26 protein-coding genes are annotated in these 21,582 nt (G+C 36.3%); 4 read left to right on the top strand and 22 right to left on the bottom strand.

The window, feature by feature from the left end; translation table 11 throughout:
- Nucleotides 1-9 precede the first annotated feature (9 nt).
- The 6 genes from MHB44_RS23160 to rpsF form a co-directional block, all read right to left on the bottom strand.
- The gene (locus MHB44_RS23160; RefSeq protein WP_341301072.1) at nucleotides 10-951 is read right to left on the bottom strand and encodes a YybS family protein; all 942 of its coding nucleotides are present in this window, start codon (nucleotides 949-951) and stop codon (nucleotides 10-12) included.
- 653 nt (nucleotides 952-1,604) lie between these two features.
- A complete protein-coding gene (locus MHB44_RS23165) occupies nucleotides 1,605-2,006 on the bottom strand; it encodes a topoisomerase (protein ID WP_341301073.1) in 402 nt (133 codons plus the stop codon).
- 449 nt (nucleotides 2,007-2,455) lie between these two features.
- On the bottom strand, nucleotides 2,456-2,716 hold the full coding sequence (locus MHB44_RS23170) for a hypothetical protein (RefSeq protein WP_341301074.1): 261 nt from the start codon (nucleotides 2,714-2,716) through the stop codon (nucleotides 2,456-2,458).
- A 142-nt stretch (nucleotides 2,717-2,858) separates the two neighbouring features.
- Nucleotides 2,859-3,095: a 30S ribosomal protein S18 gene (rpsR, locus tag MHB44_RS23175; RefSeq protein ID WP_004233359.1), complete on the bottom strand. Its 237-nt coding sequence runs from the start codon at nucleotides 3,093-3,095 to the stop codon at nucleotides 2,859-2,861.
- A 41-nt stretch (nucleotides 3,096-3,136) separates the two neighbouring features.
- On the bottom strand, nucleotides 3,137-3,706 hold the full coding sequence (gene ssb, locus MHB44_RS23180) for a single-stranded DNA-binding protein (RefSeq protein WP_341301075.1): 570 nt from the start codon (nucleotides 3,704-3,706) through the stop codon (nucleotides 3,137-3,139).
- A 40-nt stretch (nucleotides 3,707-3,746) separates the two neighbouring features.
- Nucleotides 3,747-4,034 (bottom strand): 30S ribosomal protein S6, encoded by a 288-nt coding sequence (gene rpsF, locus MHB44_RS23185; RefSeq protein WP_053997086.1) that lies wholly within the window; start codon nucleotides 4,032-4,034, stop codon nucleotides 3,747-3,749.
- A 166-nt stretch (nucleotides 4,035-4,200) separates the two neighbouring features.
- On the opposite strand from rpsF, the gene MHB44_RS23190 reads away from it, so the two are divergent.
- Nucleotides 4,201-4,749, top strand: coding sequence for a DUF3267 domain-containing protein (locus MHB44_RS23190; RefSeq protein ID WP_341301076.1), 549 nt, complete (start codon nucleotides 4,201-4,203; stop codon nucleotides 4,747-4,749).
- 57 nt (nucleotides 4,750-4,806) lie between these two features.
- On the opposite strand, the gene MHB44_RS23195 is transcribed toward MHB44_RS23190, so the two are convergent.
- The 5 genes from MHB44_RS23195 to MHB44_RS23215 form a co-directional block, all read right to left on the bottom strand.
- Complete coding sequence (locus MHB44_RS23195; RefSeq protein WP_341301077.1) at nucleotides 4,807-5,529, bottom strand: hypothetical protein; 723 nt, start codon at nucleotides 5,527-5,529, stop codon at nucleotides 4,807-4,809.
- A gap of 87 nt (nucleotides 5,530-5,616) precedes the next feature.
- Nucleotides 5,617-5,817, bottom strand: a complete 201-nt coding sequence (locus tag MHB44_RS23200; RefSeq protein ID WP_341301078.1) for a hypothetical protein — start codon at nucleotides 5,815-5,817, stop codon at nucleotides 5,617-5,619.
- Nucleotides 5,818-6,010: 193 nt separating this feature from the next.
- Nucleotides 6,011-7,111: a redox-regulated ATPase YchF gene (gene ychF / locus MHB44_RS23205; RefSeq protein WP_341301079.1), complete on the bottom strand. Its 1,101-nt coding sequence runs from the start codon at nucleotides 7,109-7,111 to the stop codon at nucleotides 6,011-6,013.
- Nucleotides 7,112-7,208: 97 nt separating this feature from the next.
- Nucleotides 7,209-7,409: a DUF951 domain-containing protein gene (locus MHB44_RS23210; RefSeq protein WP_341303032.1), complete on the bottom strand. Its 201-nt coding sequence runs from the start codon at nucleotides 7,407-7,409 to the stop codon at nucleotides 7,209-7,211.
- A 1-nt stretch (nucleotide 7,410) separates the two neighbouring features.
- Entirely contained in the window at nucleotides 7,411-8,283 is an 873-nt protein-coding gene (locus tag MHB44_RS23215; protein WP_341301080.1) for a mechanosensitive ion channel family protein, read from the bottom strand.
- Nucleotides 8,284-8,374: 91 nt separating this feature from the next.
- Here MHB44_RS23215 and yyaC point away from each other — a divergent pair, with 91 nt between their 5' ends.
- A complete protein-coding gene (yyaC, locus tag MHB44_RS23220) occupies nucleotides 8,375-9,007 on the top strand; it encodes a spore protease YyaC (protein WP_341301081.1) in 633 nt (210 codons plus the stop codon).
- On the opposite strand, the gene MHB44_RS23225 is transcribed toward yyaC, so the two are convergent.
- The 3 genes from MHB44_RS23225 to MHB44_RS23235 form a co-directional block, all read right to left on the bottom strand.
- Nucleotides 8,924-9,640, bottom strand: a complete 717-nt coding sequence (locus MHB44_RS23225; RefSeq protein WP_053997080.1) for a DUF554 domain-containing protein — start codon at nucleotides 9,638-9,640, stop codon at nucleotides 8,924-8,926. The two genes, yyaC and MHB44_RS23225, sit on opposite strands and share 84 nt — an antisense overlap.
- Nucleotides 9,641-9,714: 74 nt before the next feature.
- Nucleotides 9,715-10,566 (bottom strand): ParB/RepB/Spo0J family partition protein, encoded by an 852-nt coding sequence (locus tag MHB44_RS23230; protein WP_053997079.1) that lies wholly within the window; start codon nucleotides 10,564-10,566, stop codon nucleotides 9,715-9,717.
- Entirely contained in the window at nucleotides 10,559-11,320 is a 762-nt protein-coding gene (locus tag MHB44_RS23235) for an AAA family ATPase (RefSeq protein ID WP_053997078.1), read from the bottom strand. The genes MHB44_RS23230 and MHB44_RS23235 overlap by 8 nt, the downstream gene beginning before the upstream one ends.
- Before the next feature lie 208 nt (nucleotides 11,321-11,528).
- Between MHB44_RS23235 and MHB44_RS23240 the strand changes: the two genes are divergently transcribed.
- Both MHB44_RS23240 and MHB44_RS23245 read left to right on the top strand, forming a co-directional pair.
- Nucleotides 11,529-12,092 (top strand): helix-turn-helix domain-containing protein, encoded by a 564-nt coding sequence (locus tag MHB44_RS23240; RefSeq protein WP_341301082.1) that lies wholly within the window; start codon nucleotides 11,529-11,531, stop codon nucleotides 12,090-12,092.
- Nucleotides 11,978-12,919, top strand: coding sequence for an IS3 family transposase (locus tag MHB44_RS23245; RefSeq protein ID WP_341303033.1), 942 nt, complete (start codon nucleotides 11,978-11,980; stop codon nucleotides 12,917-12,919). The genes MHB44_RS23240 and MHB44_RS23245 overlap by 115 nt, the downstream gene beginning before the upstream one ends.
- Before the next feature lie 193 nt (nucleotides 12,920-13,112).
- Here MHB44_RS23245 and noc read toward each other — a convergent pair whose 3' ends face one another.
- The 8 genes from noc to rpmH all read right to left on the bottom strand — a co-directional run bounded on the left by noc (nucleotide 13,113) and on the right by rpmH (nucleotide 21,046).
- On the bottom strand, nucleotides 13,113-14,009 hold the full coding sequence (gene noc, locus MHB44_RS23250) for a nucleoid occlusion protein (protein WP_341301083.1): 897 nt from the start codon (nucleotides 14,007-14,009) through the stop codon (nucleotides 13,113-13,115).
- Nucleotides 14,010-14,188: 179 nt separating this feature from the next.
- Complete coding sequence (rsmG, locus tag MHB44_RS23255; protein WP_341301084.1) at nucleotides 14,189-14,905, bottom strand: 16S rRNA (guanine(527)-N(7))-methyltransferase RsmG; 717 nt, start codon at nucleotides 14,903-14,905, stop codon at nucleotides 14,189-14,191.
- A 101-nt stretch (nucleotides 14,906-15,006) separates the two neighbouring features.
- The gene (gene mnmG / locus MHB44_RS23260; RefSeq protein WP_341301085.1) at nucleotides 15,007-16,899 is read right to left on the bottom strand and encodes a tRNA uridine-5-carboxymethylaminomethyl(34) synthesis enzyme MnmG; all 1,893 of its coding nucleotides are present in this window, start codon (nucleotides 16,897-16,899) and stop codon (nucleotides 15,007-15,009) included.
- A 27-nt stretch (nucleotides 16,900-16,926) separates the two neighbouring features.
- Nucleotides 16,927-18,312, bottom strand: a complete 1,386-nt coding sequence (mnmE, locus tag MHB44_RS23265; protein ID WP_341301086.1) for a tRNA uridine-5-carboxymethylaminomethyl(34) synthesis GTPase MnmE — start codon at nucleotides 18,310-18,312, stop codon at nucleotides 16,927-16,929.
- 240 nt (nucleotides 18,313-18,552) lie between these two features.
- A complete protein-coding gene (gene jag, locus MHB44_RS23270; RefSeq protein WP_341301087.1) occupies nucleotides 18,553-19,359 on the bottom strand; it encodes an RNA-binding cell elongation regulator Jag/EloR in 807 nt (268 codons plus the stop codon).
- Nucleotides 19,356-20,126 (bottom strand): membrane protein insertase YidC, encoded by a 771-nt coding sequence (gene yidC, locus MHB44_RS23275; protein WP_341301088.1) that lies wholly within the window; start codon nucleotides 20,124-20,126, stop codon nucleotides 19,356-19,358. The genes jag and yidC overlap by 4 nt, the downstream gene beginning before the upstream one ends.
- 340 nt (nucleotides 20,127-20,466) lie before the next feature.
- Nucleotides 20,467-20,811 (bottom strand): ribonuclease P protein component, encoded by a 345-nt coding sequence (rnpA, locus tag MHB44_RS23280; protein WP_341301089.1) that lies wholly within the window; start codon nucleotides 20,809-20,811, stop codon nucleotides 20,467-20,469.
- A 100-nt stretch (nucleotides 20,812-20,911) separates the two neighbouring features.
- Complete coding sequence (gene rpmH, locus MHB44_RS23285) at nucleotides 20,912-21,046, bottom strand: 50S ribosomal protein L34 (RefSeq protein WP_004233310.1); 135 nt, start codon at nucleotides 21,044-21,046, stop codon at nucleotides 20,912-20,914.
- Nucleotides 21,047-21,582: the final 536 nt, after the last annotated feature.

A 21,582-nucleotide genomic window follows, 5' to 3' on the forward strand; every position in this document is an offset into this window, starting at 1 on the left:
ATCAGCCCCTTATTCTTTAGTCTTCCCCTTTACAAGTGAACGTACGTCAAAGCCTAAATCAATAATACCTAATAAGATAATAAAGGATGACAATGGAATAGCTAACAAGGTAGCCACCCATTTAACCGCATTCGGCATACCTTTTTTAGCAATAAAGTAATGGATAAAAGATATCCCCTGTAGAATAAGTAACATCCATAAAACATAAGAAACATTTAAGACAATAATATCTAATGTAGAACCAGCCTCTGGTCGCATAAATAAATTAATGCATAAAACAATCATATAGTACCATAAAATAGATCGTGGTAAACGCATATGTTGGAATGGAGCAAATTTTGGAACGTCTACACCAAGTCGTTTTAAAACCGGTAAATTTACCGTTATAATGATAAACGCTACAAAAAATGCTGAAATCGTGATTGTTGCAGGCATCGTTAACTCAATGGTGTTAAACATCGTCTCCAACTGTTCGGGCGTAATCGCTACCTGACCCGTCACACTTTTGGCAAATTCATTAGATTGCTCATAATTTTCACGAACCATCTCTAAGCTCATGCTAATAAAATTGATGCCTGCAAGCTGTACATAAGCCATATAAATAATTGCCATAGAAATTAGATTAGTGATGCCAGTTGATAAAAATAGATAAAGCTTACTTTTCTTCTGGTAAATAGCGCTCCCCATAACAACACCCACTAACCCTAACATAAAGGCAAATGGCAACATTGTAATGCCACTTGTAAGTGTTGTTAAAATACAGCCTACTACTGCTACAAGTATTGATGCAGAACGCTTGTAATTTGCGCTATACCAAGCAATTGGCAGTGGAGCGAATAGTAAAGCTACTATAAAGATGAATGGTACATATGCAGAAATGAGCATTAAAATTGTAAAAATTGCGACCATCATCGAGCCTTGTACAAGCGCTTTTGTTTGATTATTCGGCATTGAAAACCTTCCTTTTTTCAGTCAAACTTACTACCCTTTATTGTACCATTTTTTATAGCATTGAACAAAACACGCTTAGCTTATAAACAGCCTGTTGAACAATAATAAAATACCAGCATACTCCGATAAAAATATCGTCATATGCTGGTATTTGAGGTTGATGTAAGGTCATTATTACCTTAACGTCATCAATCTTATTTATCTTCTGCTACGAATGGAAGTTATGTTTAGTATAATGTGTATAATTCGTTGGTATAAATGAGTTTGTATACGATTTTGGAATTTAGTGTGTAATTCGTGCTATATTGTGGAAGATAATATTCGTATGTAATTGAACATATCTAATTAAATTTTTGGACAATTTATGGGAAATTAAAAGTAGCTTGGATCAAGAGGGGAATCTCTCCAGAAAATGTGGGTTTGCAACGCTAAAAATATACAGGATTTTATACAAAAAGAAGCACACGCCCTATAACCAAAAACACAGCTGGATCAACCGTTTAAGACGTTTGCATAAAAAAGCTGTATAAAGAATATTCCACCAAAAAAGCCACAAACACTGACAAATCAGGGCTTGTGGCTTTTTAGTACATTTTCAAACTTTCATTTGGTAACGTTTTTTATCGAGATGAATAGAAAATATGCAGTTAGCGTTAGTATTTCTCAATTTTTATTGTTATATTTTCTTCGCTAATTTTTATACTTTCTGTTTCAGAAAATTTCTTTATAGAATCTTCAGCTATTTGTTGAATCATCGTATCGTCAACTTTTACATCCTTAGGGAAACTTACTGATACATTAATAATCTCTTTAATAGGGTTACCACCTACCATAATTACTATTGACTTACTATCAATTCCTGTTTGCTCTGCAATGGAATCTATTATTTCATTTTTTAACTCTAATAATAATTCAGCATTTTCCTGGTCATCAGCTGCTACTTCCTGCTCGCTATCAGTTAATACTAATTCTGATGTTTTTTCTTTCTCTTCATTACACCCACCTAACAAAATTGAACTAAATATAATTCCCGAAATTATAGCTTTTTTTAACACTTCTACTCCCTCATTTCAAATAAATTATAAATTGTGAAAAAATAACTCTTGTAAATTTAACGTAAATAAAAAATAAATGTTCCAAAATATACCCTTTTGCATTTTGATTAAGTGCTGACAAATAATGCATCTGAAGCGTCGTTTGGGACTTTTCTTTGCTTAACGTTAGAAATCCGCATTTTTCTGGTGTTACCCCTACTTGTTCTCATTATATATAACGTGTATGTTTGTATTCTTTGTTCCAAATCACCTAAAATGTGAATTTAAGTTAATTGATTATACATAAATTAGTAAGTAGGGACCTAGCTGATATTTAAAAAAGAGAAATCGATGCCGTTTGATTTCTCTTTTTTATCAGAAGTGTTTTGTATAAACTGTTCAATATGAGTAATCACCATAAAAATTAGTATAATCAATTTCAATGAAGATGTACTCATATTGTTTAAAAATTATCGGATCCATCCACTAAATTTACATGGTCCCTGAAATTCAATATAATAGTTAGAAGACGCATCAAGTGACACATTTACTGAACCACTTTTACCTACTCCTACTTCGTATGTTGGTCCTATCTGGTTATCAAAAAGAAGGTCCTTTCGTTTAACTTTAAAATGCAATCTTTGAGTATCATCATTTCTTACCCATATTTCAGCCACAACAAAACCAATAGGATAATCTCTTAAATCATCTACATATACATTAAACATCATGTGAATTCCTTTCTTCACAATATCTTTTAAATGTATAGTGAAATATAATTTTTAAAAATTAGTTTCCACTACTTGTTATGAATAGCCAAAATAAAAAAGTACAACATAGGTTAATTAAACCTCGTTGTACTTTTTCATATTTTTATTTATCTTCTGCTACGAATGGAAGTAATCCCATGATACGAGATACTTTAATAGCTGAAGTTAATTTACGTTGGTACTTAGCGCTAGTGCCAGTTACGCGACGTGGTAAAATTTTACCGCGCTCAGAGATGAATTTTTTTAATAAATCTACATCTTTATAGTCGATATGCGTAATGTTATTAGAAGTGAAATAGCAAACTTTACGGCGTTTGCGGCCTCCGCGACGTGGTGCCATAGTGTGTTCTCCTCCTTATCTTTTTTTATTATTTTGAAGCATTAGAATGGAAGATCATCCTCAGATACTTCGATTGGTCCTTTGCTATTTGCAAATGGATCCTCATCTACACGTGTATAATTTGGCTGATTCATAGGTGGTTGATTTTGTTGATACGTATCGCCGCCATAAGCACCTTGACCTGGCATAGCACCACCAAACTGTTGTTGTGGCTGACCACCGCCATATGGTGGTTGGTTATTACCGTAAGTTTGTCCAGCACCGTATTGAGGAGCAGGAGCACCGCCACCACTACGGGGTTCTAAAAACTGTACGCTATCCGCTACAACATCTGTTGTGTATACTCGTTTACCGTCTTGTCCTTCATAGCTGCCTGTTTGGATCCGACCTTCTACCCCAATCAAACTTCCTTTTCGCATAAAGTTCGCTAGGTTTTCAGCTTGTTTTCGCCATGCAACACAGCTTATAAAATCTGCCTCGCGTTCACCCTGTTGGTTTGAGAATGTACGATTAACAGCAACTGTAAATCTTGTGGACGCAATGCCATTTGGTGTATAACGCAGCTCAGGATCTTTTGTTAGTCTTCCAACTAATACGACACGGTTTATCATCAGAATACAACCTCCTTTTCAGCATTTTGTTAAAAAATGATTAAGCTTCTTCACGAACAGCAATGTGACGAATGATATCTTCACTGATATTAGCAAGACGTGTATACTCGTTGATTGCTTCTGAAGTAGCGTTTACTTTTACGATTTGGTAGTAACCTTCACGGAAGTCATGAATTTCATAAGCTAAGCGGCGTTTGCCCCACTCTTTTGACTCGATAACTTCTGCACCGTTAGAAGATAGAATTTCGTTGAAGCGTTCAACTAATGCTTTCTTCGCTTCGTCTTCAATGTTTGGACGTACAATGTACATTAATTCATATTTTCTCATCTATTTACACCTCCTTATGGACTTAGGCTCTCCTCTAGTAAGGGAGCAAGGAGTAAGTAATTAATTATTACTCACATCAATGAATTGTAACACATAGATAGGTGTCTTTCAAGTCGCAAAGTAATAATTCATTTTATATAATTAAAGAGCGGAAAGGAGAGCTTTTATGCTACCAGACAAAGAGCCGATCATCATTGAAGTCGATTTAAAAAAGCTAATGATGGACAATATTGTTGTTACACTTGGTCTTGTCCTATTATTTACAGCCATTCAATACATTTGCTTTAAGGATTTTCATTTTTCTATTTGGACCATGATGGGCGGCACAGTATTATTTGCTATTTTATATATTGTTTTTATTGTTCTGCATGAAGCCTTTCATTTAATCGGCTTTATGATTTTTGGGAAGGTGCCTTATAAATCTTTAAACTATGGCATTAATTTAAAGCTTGGTATTGCCTATGCAACAACTAATCAGCCTCTCCCTAATCATGCTATGAAAAAGGCTTTATTATTACCATTTTGGACAACTGGCGTCCTACCAACTATCATTGGGTTTTATTGTAATAGCACCGTTTTTGTATTGATCGGTGCTTTTTTAATAGCAGGAGCTGTAGGTGATTTTGCTATGTATAAAGAATTACGCAAATATCCAAAAGATGCGCTTATTCAGGATGACCCCCATTTGCCAAAGTTATATGTATATCTCCCTTAGCAAAAAGAAAAGTAGGCTGTTAGGAAAGTAAATGTTCCCTTAACAGCCTACTTTCCTTTAAGGTGTTAAAAATCCATGCTGTGCTGCTGTATACAGGTTTCGCCAAATGCGGTTAATGGTAGCTGTTTCAGTAATAGCATCCATCCCTAAGCTACGCACTAAACTATTTGCTATTTCTACACAAGCTGCAGCGATCTCTTTACTCATTTGTGTAAACTGAAGTAGTTCTTCGGCTGTTAATTCCACATCTTGTTGATGCTTCTGCCAATATGTAGATAAGGTTTTATAAAATTGTTCCTCGTATTGCTTAAAATGCTTTTGCTGAACTTGTAACATGCTACTATCACGTTGTCGCTGTTTTATTAAAAGAAAAGATTCCTCTAAAAAGTTTGCTGTTATCCCTAGACAGACACTTAAAAAGGATGCTTCCGCAAAAGTGGTAAATGGAAAGCTATGTACTGGGTTACCATAATTATTTTTAATCGTTCCTAATTGGAAGGTAGCCTCCTGTGACACCCATATATGATGAACACGAATGGTATGGCTAGCTGTAGCCTTTAGCCCCATTGCTCGCCAATCATTTAACACCTCAACATGCTGACGATCCATCGAGCAACTAATAATATTTTCTGTTTTTACACCATCCTGTTCCACAAAGCAATTCATTGTAAAGGTTGTGGCATAATCAGCGCCACTACAATATTTCCACTGTCCCGTTACATAATAGCCGTTATCCGTTTTAACAGCGATACCTGTTGGATAGCCACTACCTGCTATCACAGCATTTTTAGGTGTATAGACCTTTTCGCAAATATCTTTATTGAATGCTGGAATAAATGCATTGCCACCTGTACCAATTGTAATAAGCTAGCCAAAATTACCATCAAGTGCAGACATTTGCTGAAATACCTTTATCCCCTCTAATAAATCTAAATCTTTACCACCTAATTCTTTCGCTGTAAATAATTTAAACAATTGCTGTTCATAAATAAAATTCAATATATCCTGTGGTAGCTTTCCTAGCTGCTCAAATTCTAATCCACGTTCTTTAATTCGTATTACATCCACTTCTTCTTCGCCTCCACATGTTAAAAGTTCAGCTAATTCTTTATAAAAATAAAAATCCGCGTAGCTACTGTAGGAAGAGCACGAAATCTAGCAGATACGTATACAACAGATACACCTCGTGCCTTGCTCACAGAAAGCGATGCAGATTTTTATAATGTGACATTAAAGGGCTTTTTAAGTCATTGCATATAGCTTATACATTGAAGCGGAATAACATAATATCGCCATCTTGAACTTCGTAATCTTTCCCCTCGAGACGTACTTTACCCGCTTCTTTCGCTGCTGCTTGAGATCCAGCCTCTAGTAGATCCTCATAGGCAACTGTTTCTGCGCGAATAAAGCCACGTTCAAAGTCTGTATGAATAATACCTGCACATTGTGGAGCCTTCATCCCTTTACGGAAAGTCCATGCACGCACCTCTTGTACACCTGCAGTGAAGTATGTGGCTAAGCCTAATAAATCATAGGATGTACGAATTAGTTGATCCAAACCAGATTCTTTAATACCTAGCTCTTCTAAAAACATTGCTTTTTCTTCATCATCAAGCTCAGAAATTTCTTCTTCGATTTTTGCACAAATTGTAATCACTTGAGCACCTTCAGCAGCCGCATATTCACGCACCTTTTTAACATACTCATTGTTATCAGCATCTGCTACCTCATCCTCAGAAACATTTGCCACATATAGCATTGGTTTAATTGTTAGCAAATGAAGACCTTTAATAACCTTTAGCTCATCAACCGATAACTCGGCAGCACGGGCTGGACGTCCATTTTCTAATTGCTCTTTAATTTTTACCAGCACAGGCTCTTCCATCATCGCCTCTTTATCTTTTTGCTTTGCCATTTTGCTAACACGTTGTAAGCGTTTATCGACAGATTCTAAGTCTGCAAGTGCAAGCTCTAAGTTAATAACCTCAATATCATCAATTGGATTCACTGCACCTGATACGTGTGTAATATTTTCATCTACAAAGCAACGAACAACTTGGCAAATTGCATCTACTTCACGAATATGAGCGAGAAACTTATTTCCTAATCCTTCGCCTTTGGAAGCACCCTTTACAATTCCTGCAATATCTGTAAACTCAAATGCTGTTGGGACTGTTTTTTTGGGTACCACTAATTCTGTTAACTTATCTAAGCGTGCATCAGGGACCTCAACGATACCAACGTTCGGATCAATCGTTGCGAATGGGTAGTTTGCAGCCAATGCGCCCGCTTTTGTAATTGCGTTAAATAATGTTGATTTACCAACGTTAGGTAAACCAACGATTCCAGCTGTTAATGCCATGAATGGACACAACCTTTCTATACTCAGTTCAAATTTTCTCTTATATAACCTTATCTATTATATTGATTCACTTAGAAAAAGTCTAATATGCCTGATGTTAAGCCTCATTAGCAGAAATTAAAACCTTTTTCATTTTTTTCTCAAATTCACGGCGTGGAATCATTACGCTGTGCTGACAACCTTCACATTTAATACGTACATCCGCACCCATCCGAATAATTTTCCATTTATTTGTACCACATGGATGTTGTTTTTTCATTTCAACAACATCATTTAAACCAAATTTCTTTGCTTCCATCTTACTCACTTCTCCCCTCATCTTTGCCATAGAACATCATTTTTGGATAGGCCATTGGTATATTATTTTCCTCAAAGAGCTTTGTAACATCTCTACGAATAATACGTGCAATACCATATTGTTGCTGTGGTAATGTTTCAGCAGCTATACGAATGGTTACCTCTGTCCCTTTAACATTTTGCACACCTAAAAATGCTGGAGTCGCTATTAATTCCTCATGCAAATTAGGCAATGTCTCTAAATACTTATGAATAATGGCTTCAGCTTTTTCAAAATCAGCATTTGTGGTCATTTGTAAATCTATAAAAATTTTAGAGTTGTTAATAGAATAATTGACAACTTCGCCAATGGCACCATTAGGTATGATGAACTGCTCACCAGTAGCACCATTAATTTTTGTTGTACGTAAACCAATTTCTACAACCGTACCTTCTGCCGCATTAATTTTTATATAATCCCCTACACCAAATTGATCTTCAAAAATAATAAAGAATCCAGTAATAACATCCTTTACTAAGCTTTGAGCACCAAAACCTATTGCTAAACCAACAATTCCCGCACCCGCTAACAACCCAGCAATTTTAATTTCTAGTGAAGAAAGAATACCAATAATTGCTGAAAAATAAACAACATAGGAAATGACACTTTGTAACAATCTTGCAATTGTACGTTGCCGACGCTCTGAATGATTTAATGGTGAACGCATACGCATCAAAAATACTTTATTAATAAATTTTTTCCCTAATCTTACAGCTAGCCATGATACTAATAAAATAATGATTATTTCAATGGATGCATCAATAACCCGCTCCCATAATGCCTGAGATGTTAGCTTATCCCAGTATCTATCCACTAATTTCTTACTCTCTTCCATTATTACCACCTCTTGAATAACATGTTAAAAATTTGTGTATACTGCATAAAAATTAGGCACTTCTAAATTTAAGAAGAAAGTGAGTTTTTTTATGAATACTATACCAAATTTATTACTACCTTATTCCCTTCATCATGAAAGTAAAAATACTGTTTGGCAATTAAGCACATTATTTTTAGAACATATACCATTTCAACATGAACGATTAATTTTTTGTTGTATTGGCAGTGATCGGTGCACAGGCGATACACTTGGGCCATTAACAGGTAGCTTCCTAAAAAAATCCGTTAGTTTTCCCTATGAAGTTATAGGTTCTTTAGATGAGCCCTTACATGCTCTAAATTTAGGTACTACCATGCAACAGCTATATAATCATACTACAAAACCATTTATTATTGCGATTGATGCCTGCCTTGGCAATGAAGAAAATGTGGGGCATATTTCAGTACAAAGTGGACCTATCTTTCCTGGAAAAGCGGTTAAAAAAGAATTACCTCCAATTGGAGACATTTCCGTGAAGGGAATCGTCAATATTGGAGGCTTTATGGAAATGCTTGTGTTACAAAATACAAGACTTCATATTTCTTATGCAATGGCTGAAAAACTTGCAAGAGCCCTTTTACTAGCTGCTCATCGTTACTCATTGAAAAATGTAGAAGATAGCAACCATAACTCCAACAACGATAATACCTGGCAGCAGGTTAGCAGCCTTGATCTTAGTTAGGCCTGCTATATTTAAACCAATAGCCATAATCATTACACCACCGACCGCTGTCATTTCTGTAATAAACATTTGTAAGGCAGCATCCGGAATAAATAAACTAATAACACCAGCAAAAAGAGCTATTAACCCTTGATAAATAAAAACGGGCACCGCAGATAGCAGTACACCTATACCTAATGTAGATGCTAAAATAATAGAGGTAAAACCATCTATCAATCCTTTTGTAATAAGTACATTATGATCATTACGAAGACCGCTATCAAGTGCCCCAATAACAGCCATTGAACCAACAACAAATATTAGTGAGGCTGTTACAAAGCCCTCTGCTATACTAATTTGATTTTGAGCGTTACGTTTTGTATGAAATAATGTTTCCACCCATTTTCCAAGACGATTCATTTGTCGGTCTAAATCTAACCATTCACCTACTACTGTTCCTACCACTAAACTTACTACTAATATGATAAAATTATCGCTTTCAAAGCCCATTTTTATTCCTAATAATGCTACTGCCAATCCAATAATAGATAATACAGTAGACTTCATTGATTCAGGAATATTTTTAAAAATACGCCCAACTAATGCCCCTGCTACAATTAGCCCTGCATTAATTAATGCTCCAAGTAATACCACGCTAAAGCCTTCCTTCTCTCTAAAAAATAGAGAGCGCCTGCTTGCTCGGCGCTCTAATTAAATTATAGAAATAATCATTCCTGTTCCTGTAAATTTAATATTTCTAAAATACGCTCTAAATCATCTTCAGAATAAAATTCGATTTCAATTTTCCCTTTATTGTTTGTTTTTTTGATTTGAACATTCGTTCCAAAGTAATCACGTAGCTGTGATTCTTTAGCTGCTACAAAAATATCCTTTTTCTTCGGTGGAATTGTTTCACGTGAAACTTCTTCGTTTAGGTTTTGTACAAGCATCTCAACCTGCCGTACATTTAAGCCTTGTTTAATTATCTTATCAGCTACCTCTGATATTCTTCTTTTATTTTTTAAGCCAAGTAATGCACGCCCTTGTCCCATTGATAGAATGCCTTCATTTAGCAAGTGACGCACATCTGGAGGTAAAGCTAGCAGGCGAACATGATTGGCTATATGTGGTCTACTTTTCCCTAAACGCTTAGAAAGCTCTTCTTGTGTTAAATGCAAGTTTTCCATTAGGCTTTGATAGGCTTCAGCTTCTTCAATTACGGTTAAATCTTCGCGTTGAAGATTCTCTAAAATCGCTAGCTCCATCATTTGTGCATCTGATAGATCTTTAACAATAGCTGGAATTACCTCTAAACCAGCCATTACACAGGCTCTATAGCGACGTTCACCCGCAACAATTTCAAATTTACGTGCTTTTTTTCGTACAGCAATTGGTTGTAAAATACCATGTTCCTTTATAGAATCTGCTAACTCTTGTAAAGTTTCTTCATCAAAAACTTTCCGAGGCTGAAATGGGTTCGCAACAATACTATCTAATTGAATTTCTTCTACCTGTCCGCTTTGTTCTAATGACTCTCCTGGAAATAATGCACCAATGCCTTTTCCTAAACCTTTAGCCATTTTTAATCACTTCCCTCGCCATCTCTAAATAAACTTCTGCACCTCTTGACTTTGCGTCATAAGTGATAATTGGTTGCCCATGACTCGGCGCCTCACTTAAGCGCACATTACGAGGAATGATTGTTTTATATACTTTATCTTGAAAATATTTTTTTACCTCATCAATAACTTGTAAGCCTAAATTTGTTCGTGCATCCAGCATTGTAAGTAACACACCATCAATATATAGCTGCTGATTCAAATGCTTTTGGACAAGACGAACTGTTGATAATAACTGACTTAACCCCTCTAATGCATAATATTCACATTGTACAGGGATAATCAATGCATCCGAAGCTGTTAAGGCATTAATCGTTAATAGTCCTAAGGATGGTGGACAATCAATAATAATATAATCAAAATCATCTTTTACATTCTGAAGTGCATGCTTTAAACGCACTTCCCTTGAAATGGTTGAAACTAATTCAATTTCAGCACCTGCTAGTGAGATGGTTGCTGGTACTATTGATAAGTTTTCTACACTTGTTTTTTGAATGACATTTTCAACATCTTCATCGTCAATTAGCACATCATAAATACATCCTTGGACTTCTCCCTTATCGATACCAAGTCCACTTGTTGTATTCCCCTGCGGATCTGTATCGATTAATAGCACTTTCTTACCTAAGTATGCTAGGCAAGCGCTTAAATTGACCGAAGTTGTTGTTTTACCTACGCCACCCTTTTGATTGGCGATTGCTATAATTCTACCCATTTAAAAGCACCTGCTTTCATCCATCAAAGTTTACTTTGATAAATCATTTGTAAAATCACTGTTTAATCCGCTCTCTATCTTTCATTCTATCAAAAAAACAGAAAAGAGTTGTATAAAATATTGAGAATATAAACAAAAAAGAGACATCTCTATGGTCCTGCACCCCTAAAGTTAGAGTCAAAAATCTAAACTTTAGGGGTGTTTTTATATGGCGAAATACAGCGAAGAATTCAAAATACATGTGGTTAATGAATACATGAAAGGCCCTTTAGGTTATAAATTATTAGCGAAAAAACATGACATACCAAATCATTCGCAAATAAAGCGGTGGGTACGTGCCTTCAAAGAATTTGGAGAAGTTGGATTACGTAGAAAAGTAACAAAACAGGCTTACTCTGTTCAATTCAAGCTCGATGTATTACACTTTATGAAACAAACAGGTGCTTCTTATCAAGATACAGCGATTGAATTTAACATGAATAATCCAGGGTTAATAGCGAACTGGAACAGTAAATTTTTGAAGGAAGGTATAGAAGGCCTGCAAGAAAAAGCGAAGGGACGGCCACCTATGTCTACTAATCCTAAAAATAAACCTGTCAAACGACCAAACACATTGTCTCATGAAGAACAGCTAGAACGTGAAAATGAGCTTCTCCGATTAGAGATTGCGTACTTAAAAAAGTTAGACGCTTTCGAGGCGAATCCGGATGCCTTCCTCGAAAAGCACAAGCAGCGTTGGCATTCAAACTCAAAGAAGAAGGGTTCCGATTGAAAGATGTATTGAAAATCGTTGAGATCCCAGAAGCAACGTATCATTATCATATTCAACAGTTAAAAAATGAAGATCCCAATCAAGAATGGAAAACGTTGATTTTAGCGCTATTTGAGAAGCATGAAGGTAGATATGGTTATCGCCGAATCCATGCAGAATTAAAAGCGCAAGGATACGCCATCAATCACAAAAAAGTACAGCGAATCATGAAGGAATTGGGCTTAAAGTGTGTGAAATTCGTTCGTAAATCTCGTTATAAATCGTACAAGGGCAAGGTGGGCAAAGTCGCAAATAATCGATTAAACCGCCGTTTCAATACGCCAAACATTTTACAAAAACTGGTGACAGACGTAACAGAATTCAAGTGTACAGAAGATGAAAAACTTTATTTAAGTCCAATTATGGATCTCTATAATGGCGAAATTATTGGGTTTAGTATGTCTAAACGCCCAACATTGGATTTCGTATTAGAATCGCTACATCAAGTTCTGCCAATTATTCAGAACCAAGCTACATATCGTGCAACAATTCATTCGGATCAAGGCTGGCATTATCAACATAATTCATGGGTGAAAACATTACGGCAAAACAAGGTTTTCCAAAGCATGTCTCGCAAAGCGACATGTGCAGACAATGCGGCGATGGAAAACTTCTTTGGTATACTCAAACAAGAGATGTATTACGGTGAAGTATTAATCCCGTTTGAAGAATTGAAGGAAAAAATCGAACGATATATCGACTACTATAACAATGAACGTATTAAACAAAAATTGGCTGGCATGAGTCCAGTAAAATACCGAACTCTAGCCAGCCAATTAGCTGCATAATAAAAACTCTAACTTTAAGGGGTCACTACCCTATCGACTTTCTGAGATGTCTCTTTTTATTTTGTAAAGGTAAAGTCTTTAAATTGTTTTTTTACAATTATTTAAGCTCTTTATTAGAACATGCGTTTGTTGCCCTATTCCATTACAGCTTATTTAATTACACACTCACCTTTTGATATTGCCCCATCCTTTATTACAGCTTTTTCTTTTTAGGTATCTTTACTGTAATTTGGTAATACTCTTCTGTATCTTCTTCTTCTGTTTTTACTGTAATACCGCTTTTTGTTACCATTGTTACTGATTGCTTAATCGTATTTAAAGCAATGCGTACATCTTTACTGATAGCCTTACGCTTGGGCTTGGCTTTCTTTGGTGCTTCTTCCTGTTCATCTGTTTCTGGATGTAATATGGCTTGAATTTGCTCTTCTAGCTGACGAACATTCCAATCATTAACAAGTGTTTGCTGTAGGATTTCTAATTGCAGTGGTTGATCCTTAACCGCAATTAATGCACGCGCATGTCGTTCAGAGATCTTACGCTTTAAAATGGCTTGTTGTACTTCATCAGGCAGCCTCAATAAACGTAATTTATTGGCTACAGTGGATTGTCCTTTTCCAAGTCGTTGGGCCAGTGCTTCCTGTGTTAGCTCATGAAGCTCTAATAATTTTTGATAGGCTACTGCTTCTTCAATTGCAGTTAACTCCTCACGCTGCAAATTCTCTATTAATGCAATAGAGGCTGTTTCCTTATCAGTTAAATTACGTACAATAGCAGGGACCTCTGTCCATTGTAGTTTTTTCATCGCTCGATAACGACGTTCACCGGCAATGATTTCATATTGATATTCTGATGTTTTACGTACAACAATTGGCTGAATCACACCGTGTGTATGGATGGTTCTCGATAATTCTTCAATTTTCTCATCATCAAAAATAGTCCGGGGCTGAAAACGATTAGGTACTATTTGATCAATAGGCAATTTTATAACTTCTTCCGCTGCATGAGCCGCCTCTGCTTGTTCTACTTCATTTTTCACAATAGGCTCTGTTTTACTTCCGCCTCCAAAAAAACGTGAAAAAGGACTTTTCATCCAAGTGGCACCACCTTTAAGTAACTATCTTGCTCTGTGTCATTCTATTATTATTTATTATATTTCCTCAAATGTATATAGTTCATAGATGTCTTTTGCGTGAACCATCCCTAACTAGTATGTATGCTCAAAATAGAAAAAATATTTTCTACTTTGAAAAGTTTCACATGAAACACTAATTATTGAATTGGTGTTTTATTTGGTACACCTGATTTACGCGGATATTTTTTAGGCGTTCCTTTTATTTTATCAAATATATATAAAATGCGGTCACTTTCTTCAACAGGTAGCTTGAAAGAATACTCTTCTTTCAATTGAGCTCCGAATGTTGTTAGCGCTTTTTTAGCGTCCTTTAATTCTTCTGCTCCGGCTGCGGCTTTTAAAGCGACAAAATATCCACCCTGTTTTGCTAGTGGGACACATAGCTCTGATAAAACAGCTAAACGAGCTACAGCACGTGCTGTTACCACATCAAATTGTTCACGATAATTTGCATTTTGACCAAATTCCTCTGCTCGAGCATGTACAAAGTGCATATTCTCTAATTGTAATGCATCACTAAGGTGATTTAAAAATGTAATTCTTTTATTTAAAGAGTCTACAATTGTGACCTGTAAATGCGGAAAGCAGATTTTAATAGGGATACTTGGGAAACCTGCTCCTGCCCCAACATCACATACTGTTACTACCTTTGAAAAATCAAAATAAAATGAGGCACTAATTGAGTCAAAGAAATGCTTTAAATAAACGCCTTCTACATCGGTAATAGCAGTTAAGTTCATTTTTTCATTCCACTCAACAAGTAATTCAAAGTATTTTTTAAATTGCGCAATCTGCTTTTCGGAAAGCTCAATGCCCTTTTCTTTTAGTGCCTCAATAAATTGTTGTTCATTCATGTAAAGTCTCCTTTATCAATCTGGCGGTACTATTATAGTATAGCCTTAAAAATAGGAAGCGGGCACAATCGTATGCCCGCCTCTTATTCACTTTACGGTTATTAGCTGCTTACTCGTGCAATTTTACCTTGTTCGATATACACGAGAAGAATTGAAATATCTGCTGGATTCACACCTGCAATACGAGAAGCTTGTGCAATGGAAAGTGGTGTAACCTGTTTTAGTTTTTGACGTGCTTCTGTGGCTAAGCCTGAGATAGCATCATAATCAATATTTTCAGGAATTTTTTTATTTTCCATTTTATGCAGCTTTTCTACTTGTTGCAGTGCCTTTTCAATATAGCCTTCATATTTAAGCTGAATTTCTATTTGCTCCTTCACTTCTTCTGTCAGTTCGATATCTGTAGGAATTAATGAGGAAATCAGTTCATAATGCATTTCTGGACGTTTCAATAAATCTGCACCACGTATACCATCTTTTAGTTCACTACCACCAACAGAACGAATAGCAGTCTGTGTTGCTTCATTTGGCTTAATAATTACCTCGCGAAGACGGGCAATTTCATTGTCAATCAATTGTTTTTTCTCATTGAATTTTGCATAACGTTCTTCTGAAATCATGCCCATTTTATAGCCTAGCTCCATTAAGCGTAAATCAGCGTTATCATGACGTAGCAGTAGACGATACTCTGCACGAGATGTTAATAAACGATATGGCTCATTTGTTCCCTTTGTCACAAGGTCGTCAATCAAAACGCCAATATAAGCATCAGAACGACTTAAAATTAACTCAGCTTTACCAAGGACGTTCGCAGCAGCATTCATTCCTGCCATTAAGCCTTGTGCAGCCGCTTCCTCATAACCAGATGTACCATTAATTTGCCCTGCTGTATATAAGCCTTTAATACGCTTTGTTTCGAGTGTTGGCCATAGCTGTGTTGGCACAATTGAATCGTATTCAATCGCATAACCAGCACGCATCATTTCCGCATTTTCTAAGCCGGGTATAGATTTTAGTAAACGGGTTTGGACATGCTCTGGTAAGCTCGTTGATAAACCTTGTACATAGACCTCACGCGTATTACGGCCTTCAGGCTCTAAGAAAATTTGGTGTCGTGGCTTATCATTAAAGCGCACAACTTTATCCTCAATTGAAGGGCAATAACGAGGGCCTGTCCCTTTAATCATTCCCGAATACATTGGTGAAAGATGTAAATTCGCCTCAATAATTTCATGTGTTTCGGGGCTTGTATAGGTTAACCAGCAAGGTAGTTGATCCATAATGAATTCAGTTGTTTCAAAGCTGAATGCACGTGGAACATCATCTCCCGGTTGAATCTCTGTTTTATCGTAATCAATTGTACGGTTATTCACACGTGGTGGTGTACCTGTTTTAAAACGAACAAGGTCAAAACCAAGCTCTTTTAAATTATCTGCTAAGCGGATCGATGGTTGTTGGTTATTAGGACCACTTGAATATTTAATGCTACCAATAATAATTTCACCACGTAGGAAAGTACCAGTTGTTACAACGACTGTTTTAGCACGATAAACAGCACCAATTTGTGTAATAACTCCTTTCACTTCCTCCTCTTCAATAATCAGCTCTTCCACCATTCCTTGATGGATTGTTAAGTTTTCAGTTTCCTCCAACACACGTTTCATCTCTTGTTGGTATAAAACTTTGTCCGCTTGGGCGCGCAATGCACGTACTGCTGGACCTTTCCCTGTATTTAACATTCGCATTTGGATATGTGTTTTATCAATAACTTTTCCCATGACGCCACCTAAAGCGTCAATTTCACGTACGACAATTCCTTTGGCAGGGCCACCGATAGATGGATTACATGGCATAAATGCAATCATATCTAAATTGATTGTTAACATGAGTGTCTTAGCACCCATTTTAGCCGCAGCATGTGCAGCCTCAGCACCTGCATGGCCTGCGCCAATTATAATAACATCAAACGTGCCTGCCTCATATTTTGTTGGCATGCTCGTATCTTCCTCTCTATAATAAAATTATTTTCCTAAACAGAACTGTGAAAATAGTTGATTAATAAGGCTCTCTTGTACAGTGTCACCAATGATTTCACCAAGTATTTCCCATGTTCTTGTGACATCAATTTGTACCATATCCACGGGTACTCCAGCCTGTGCAGCTGCTATTGCATCCTCCACCGTTGCTTGTGCTTGATGCAGAAGTGCAATATGTCTTGCATTTGAAACATATGTTAAATCGCCTGCTTCGATTTGTCCCTCAAAGAATAATGCAGCAATAGCTTCCTCTAGCTCTGTAATACCTTCCTCTTGTAACAGAGATGTCGTTACAATGCGATGCTCACCAGCTAATTCTTTGACTCGTGCCAAATCAACTTTTTGCGGTAAATCTGTTTTATTGACAATGACAATGTAATCCATCGCTTCAATTGTTTCGAATAGACGCTCATCCTCAGTAGTTAATTCATCTGCATAGTTTAATACAAACAGAATTAAATCTGCTCCACGGAGGGCTTCCCGTGAGCGTTCTACACCAATTCGTTCCACAATATCTTCTGTCTCTCGAATACCTGCTGTATCCACTAAACGAAGCGGAACACCACGTACATTGACGTATTCTTCTATAATATCACGAGTCGTCCCTGCAATATCTGTCACTATGGCCTTATTTTCTTGGACTAGGCTATTTAAAAGCGAAGATTTCCCTACGTTTGGACGACCTAAAATAACAGTTGATAAGCCTTCACGCAAAATTTTTCCTTGAGAAGATGTTTGTAGAAGTTTACGAATTTCATTGCTTACCCATGTACATTTTTCGACTAATACAGGTACTGTCATTTCTTCTACATCATCATACTCTGGATAATCTATATTAACCTCTACTTGTGCTAATGTCTCTAGTAAAGCTTGGCGTAAATCACCAATAAGTCTCGATAATTTTCCATCCATTTGACCCAAAGCAACATTCATCGCACGATCTGTTTTGGCCCTGATCAAATCCATAACCGCTTCAGCCTGTGATAAATCAATACGTCCATTTAAAAATGCTCGTTTTGTGAATTCGCCAGGCTCAGCTAATCTTGCTCCATTCGTTAACGCAAGTTGCAATACACGATTAACAGAAACGAGTCCACCGTGACAGTTTATTTCAATTACATCCTCACGTGTAAATGTTTTTGGTCCACGCATCAGCGATAGCATAACTTCCTCTACTACCTCATTTGTTTTAGGATCAATTAAATGTCCATAATGAATGGTGTGCGAATCCTTCGTTATTAAACTTTTTCCACCTGGTGATCTAAATATTTTATCTGCAATCGCCACAGCTTCGTCTCCACTTAAGCGAACAATAGCGATGGCACCTTCACCCATCGGTGTGGATATCGCAGCAATTGTATCGAACTCCATTTCATGACCTCCTCAATGTTATCCACATGTGGATAATCGAAACCGACCAATACTTACTAACACCTTAGACTAACATATTTTCAACAAAATCTAAAGTAAGGATCATTGCCAAATGTGGATAAAATCATTTTTTTTAGCTACTGTTATTTTCGACAAAATTTGCTCTGTCTCATTAAAAAAGGTCACTTTATCGCGAAGATAAAATGACCTTTCAAACTATATTGTCTGTATGTGATTCGTTTAATTATTTTTTACCGGTTCGATCACTAAATAACGATTAGGCTCTGTGCCCTCAGAATACGTTTCAAGATCTAAACGATTGGCTAATTGATTATGAATTATTTTTCGTTCGTAAGACGGCATTGGTTCAAATGCCACACGTTGATTTAAGCGTAACGCTTTGTCCGCCATTCGATCTGCCAGTAATTCTAAAGCCTCTTGACGACGTTCACGATAGTTTTCTACATCTAATTTCACCATTAAGAACTGCTTGGCACTTTTATTTAACATTAGCTGTGTCAAATGCTGTAGGGCATTCAATGTTTGACCACGTTTTCCTATAAGCAGTGCAGCTTTTTCACTTTTTAGTTGAAATAATACATATTTCCCCTCACGTGTCGTTGTAATCTCAAGATCATTAATAGCCAATTGTTCAGCAATACTTATTAAATAAGCTTTTGCCTCTTCAATTGGGTTTGCCGAGTCTATTTCATCATTTTGCTCTTTCACAACTTGTTGAACTTCTTCGATTTCACTTGGTTGTTCAGAAACTTGTGAACTTATTGTTTCAACATCATCTACTACTAATAATGGTTCGTCTAATTGAGTAGCATTTTGCGGTTCGGCTTTGTCACTTTCAATTGTTGGAACCTGAACTTCCTTTACTATTACACGTACCTCTGCAGAACGTGCGCCAAAACCTAAAAATCCTTTTTTACCTTCTTGTAAAACTTCAACATCTACTTGTTCACGGGTTTTGCCAAGTTTCTGTAACGCCAATGAGATCGCTTCTTGTGTTGTTGCGCCTATTTGCGTAAGTTGTTTCACTTTTTAGCCCCTCCATTTTGAGCAGGTTGTGTTTTATCTTTATTCCAAGGTTTGTAAATAAGCAGGTTTTGAACAACCGAAATAATGTTTCCGATTACCCAATATAGTGGTAATGCAGCTGGTAAAGCCATACCAAAGGCAATAATCATAAATGGCATAATATACATCATCATTTTCATTTGAGGATTATCCATTGCTGGTCCTGTACGTAATACAATAAATTGCGTTAAGCCTGCGATGATCGCCAATGCTGGTGCAGGATCTGCTAACGGGAAGATAAAGAAATTCCCTAAATCAAACGCAGATGTAGCATTCATACGACTAATGGCATGATAGAAGCCAATTAAAATTGGCATTTGAATGAGTGCTGGTAAACATCCCGCAATTGGGTTTACACCAGATTCACTCATTAGCTTCATCATTTCTTTCTGATACTGTTGCTGTGTCTGTGCATCCTTAGAAGCATACTTCTTTTGCAATTCCTTCAATTTTGGCTGAATTTCTTGCATCTTTTTAGAGCTCTTTGTTTGTTTAATCATTAATGGCAAAATTGCTAAACGGATAATAATCGTTACGGCAATGATTCCCCATGCATACGTACCAAGCAGATCAGCAAAGAATTTTATCGCTGATACAAGTGGCCAAACAATGAATTCATTCCAGAAGCCAGTGCTGTCTTTGGAAATTGGTTCATTGAATTCTGTACAACCAGACAGTAATAAAGCTACTGATACTAGCGACAAAATTACCCAATGTTGTTTTTTCAACCTTCTTCCTCCTACAATTACTATTCACTTTTTCTTATTCTATATGCATTTTCTTTCTTCACTGACAGTTTCTCGCCTCAAAAATCAGTGACATCGCCACTTCATTCATTTTGTGCTTAGACGCTCACTGATAAATGAAGGTAAAGCTATCAGTTATTTTATCATGCCTATAACGTTTCACTCTACTAAATATTCTAACTATATATATTTATACATTAAGTTTTCTGGAAAATTTACATATATGTCAGTAAAATCCTGCAAAAAATACCCCTTAGTGTATTTTAAAGATATAAATTTTCCTTTTTTATTGTTAACAATACAGACCACTTGGTTGCATATATTACACTTTTTTTAATACTTTTGCGATTCGTAGTACATGCTGCAAACTTTGTTTCACTTCATGAAAATCCATAGTGGCCGCCGGATGTCTGGCGATAATAACATAATCCATATTCGGCTTTAGCTCATCTTTTAATTCATGCATGCTTTGTCGAATATAGCGTTTTATTTGGTTGCGAGTTACCGCATTACCTAGCTTTTTACTAACCGATAAACCTACACGAAATTCTATTTGTCCCTCTTTCGGTAAGAAATAAACGACAAATTGACGATTAGCGAAAGATTTACCTTTTTTAAACACCTTTTGAAAATCTTCATTTTTTTTAACCCTCTGGCGTTTTTTCATTACTTTCACCTGCTATTAGATAATATCTTTTGATCCTCATTTCTAGGTTTACCAAAAATAAAGAAAAAAAAGACCACTGATGTGGCTCAGTGGACTTATTTTATGCTGATAAAACTTTTCTTCCTTTACGACGACGAGCAGCAAGAACTTTGCGACCGTTTTTCGTGCTCATACGTGCGCGGAAACCGTGAACTTTACTGTGCTTACGTTTTTTTGGTTGGTAAGTACGTTTCATTGTATATAGACACCTCCTGAATGAGTTGAATTTTTCAACATACAGACTCGAATATTATATAAGGTATCTAGCTAATCTGTCAATGTATTTCATAATTTTCTTTTAACCAATTAATCTACAGCATTGATTGTAAAAAATAATTATCCACAGACCTCTTGTTTTTTTTACACAGGGTTGTGTATAGTATTTTTTGCAATATTTTTTATCCACAGTCATTATCTACAGCTTTTTCACATAATCAGCTCCTGTGGACAACTCAAAAGTGCATAACTATAAGGTGTGTGGATAAGTTTCACAAACTATTGAAATAGCTTTGTTTTTCTGATACGATTACTGTGCTTCACTTTGTTGAAAACTAAAATGAATAATTAAATTATCCACAGTTGTTAATATGTTGTGGATAATTTTTATCACAGCCTTTGGTTAACTGTTATCCACAATATGTGAGTATGTGGATGGGTTGTAAAATGAACGTATTTACCTTTTCTATAAATGCGCGTTTTTATGTATTGAACTATGTAAAGGAGATTAGCAGC

This window comes from Lysinibacillus sp. FSL H8-0500, assembly GCF_038051955.1.
In the GTDB taxonomy this organism is placed as follows: Bacteria; Bacillota; Bacilli; order Bacillales_A; family Planococcaceae; genus Lysinibacillus; species Lysinibacillus macroides.